The organism is Enterobacter sp. 61D5 (genome assembly GCF_034107965.1).
Lineage (GTDB): Bacteria > Pseudomonadota > Gammaproteobacteria > Enterobacterales > Enterobacteriaceae > Enterobacter > Enterobacter cloacae_M.
Genome location: NZ_JAWNFK010000038.1, coordinates 1 through 1,603, shown reverse-complemented (window position 1 = coordinate 1,603; position 1,603 = coordinate 1). Strand labels below are relative to the sequence as shown.

2 protein-coding genes and 1 pseudogene are annotated in these 1,603 nt (G+C 48.0%); all 3 read left to right on the top strand.

The annotated features are described in order from the left end of the window. Window positions 1-421: hypothetical protein (locus tag UTM25_RS22280; protein ID WP_233168741.1), on the top strand; the 421-nt coding region annotated here is incomplete at its 5' end. Window position 422: 1 nt separating this feature from the next. Further along, window positions 423-899, top strand: a complete 477-nt coding sequence (locus UTM25_RS22275; RefSeq protein ID WP_194401970.1) for a hypothetical protein — start codon at window positions 423-425, stop codon at window positions 897-899. A gap of 102 nt (window positions 900-1,001) precedes the next feature. Then, window positions 1,002-1,603, top strand: a pseudogene (locus UTM25_RS22270) (type IV secretion protein Rhs); the annotation flags it as partial.

Below are 1,603 nucleotides of genomic sequence, written 5' to 3'. Positions count from 1 at the left end.
GCCGAATGCGCTGGGGTGGGTGGATCCGTGGGGGTTAAAATGTGGTTTTTCTCAAAAAGATCGTATAACCCAAAGATGGGTGGATAGATTAACAGGGAAAAAACCCGCTGATGTTCATAATATTTTGACATCCAAAGGTTGGACGAGAACATATCCACAAGCCAATAAACCAGGGGCTATCCAACATATTCAATATGTCAAAACAACAAAATCAGGTACTACGTACAAATTAGATTATCACCCCGGAGGGACTCCAACTCAACCTAATATTCATGGTAATGATTACTGGAAAGTCTATCGCGAAGTTGATGGTGCTGATGTGGTATATGGGAGAATTGGCCATGGAGAGTTTAAAAATTATGATTTAATAACCGATTCACCTGTTTATGTTGACGGAGTTTTACTTAATGGAGGGGTGTAAAATGATTGATTTTAATGCTGATATTTTATCAGGAAGAGCGCTAGGCAACGTTTTTTTGGGTGAAAATATAAGCAAATATATAACTGAGTTATATGCCGGCTATAAGGTAACTTACTTTGATTATTTATTGCCTGATGAAGAGAAAAGGCTTGCATATATTGTGGATGACACAATGACAATCGCTACTCTTCAAGATGGAACGATCATTTCTATTGGTTGTAATGTAAACTATAAGGGGAGCTATAATAACATATTACAAACAGGCCAAACGATGAGGGAAATAATGGGGTTGACTTACAAACAGCGTATTTTTAATGGTTGCATTATTATAAATGACGACTTTGGTTTTTCATTCGAGTTGCCAGAGCCATATGATGAAATCGCAGATAGCATTGCACATGTTCCACCAGATCTCGTTCTTAATGAAATCCGTGTTGCCGATTACTCTGATTGGAACCCCCAAAAAATAAAAGGCTGAAGTGTGGGTTAGGATGGAGCCTTCTGATTATTTACTTGACATAAAAAGCCCTTGGTAAGCATTCGCTGGACTCATGACATCCATTGTCGTAAGTAAAATACTCAGCATCGGTCGCCGCGCCGCTGGGATTACGACTACCGCAATAACCTGGTGCGGGAAGAGCGGGACGATAACCCGTTCAGCTGGTACCGCTGGCAGTACGACAGCGCCGGGCGTCTGCTCGTTCAGGACGGCACGCTGCCCGGACAGGAGCAGTGGCGCTGGGATGCGGCCGGTAACCCGCTGGAAGGGGCTGCTGAGAAGGTCACGCACAACCGCCTGACGCAGCTGAACGGCATTCGCTGGCGCTATGACATCCACGGCCGCACCGTGGAGAAAGATAACGGCCAGACCCGCTGGCACTACCGCTACGACGGNNAGTCATCAGCCAGCCGCGGGATCGCAACAAGCCGCAGACGCAGGTCAGCTTCCGCTACGATCCGCTCGGTCGCCGCATCAGCAAAACGCGACGCCAGATGCTGGGCGGACAGCCAACCGGCAAGCCGGTCACAACCCGGTTTGTCTGGGAAGGGTTCCGTCTGCTGCAGGAGGTGCACGGGGATGTGCCGCTGACCTACGTCTACAGCGATCAGGACAGCTACGATCCGCTGGCGCGTATTGATGGCGTGGATGCTCCGGAGATCTTCTGGTTCCACTGCCAGCCC

Bases quoted from the DNA above. Each gene is read 5' to 3' on its own strand.
- UTM25_RS22275 (WP_194401970.1), top strand. From the start codon at position 423: ATGATTGATTTTAATGCTGATATTTTATCAGGAAGAGCGCTAGGCAAC.